This window comes from Pseudomonas syringae group sp. 243L2 (assembly GCF_032587875.1).
In the GTDB taxonomy this organism is placed as follows: domain Bacteria; phylum Pseudomonadota; class Gammaproteobacteria; order Pseudomonadales; family Pseudomonadaceae; genus Aquipseudomonas; species Aquipseudomonas amygdali.
In genome coordinates, this window is sequence record NZ_JAWHPL010000016.1 from 1 (window position 1) to 500 (window position 500).

Below are 500 nucleotides of genomic sequence, written 5' to 3' on the forward strand. Positions count from 1 at the left end.
CTGACGCCACCCCGGCGGACCCCGGCGAAAGCGGCGTCAAGGCCCGCGCCTTGGCCCGACTGCAGGCCCTGCGACAGGCGCTGCTCAAGGTGCTGCCGCAGCAGGAGGCCGCCGTGGACGGTCTGCTCGCCACCCTGCTGGCCGGCGGTCACCTGCTGTTGGAAGGTCCGACCGGCTCCGGCAAGACGCTGCTGGTTCGCGCCCTGGCCGCCAGCCTGGACGCCGGCTTCGCCCGGCTGCAGTGCCATCCGGCCCTGACCCCTGCCGAGGTGAGGTGGCCGGCGAAATCGTCACGGACGCCGGCAGCGACAGTGCCCGCCTGCGTCGGGGGCCCCTGTTCAACTCCCTGGTCCTGCTCGAAGAGCTGCAGCGGGCTCCGCCAGCGATCCTCACTCTGCTGGACGACGCCCTGCAGGGTCGCCAGCTGAGTCTGGGCGGCCGCCCGGTGCCCCTGCCAGCGCCCTTCATGGTGATCGCTACCCGCTCCTCGAACAGCGATC

1 protein-coding gene and 1 pseudogene are annotated in these 500 nt (G+C 72.6%); both read left to right on the plus strand.

Features of this window, described 5'->3' with window-relative positions:
* Positions 1-113 precede the first annotated feature (113 nt).
* Positions 114-230: pseudogene (locus RYB66_RS09060) on the plus strand (AAA family ATPase); the annotation flags it as partial.
* Positions 231-274: 44 nt separating this feature from the next.
* A partial coding sequence (locus RYB66_RS09065) for an AAA family ATPase (RefSeq protein ID WP_316894267.1) occupies positions 275-500 on the plus strand: 226 nt, incomplete at its 3' end.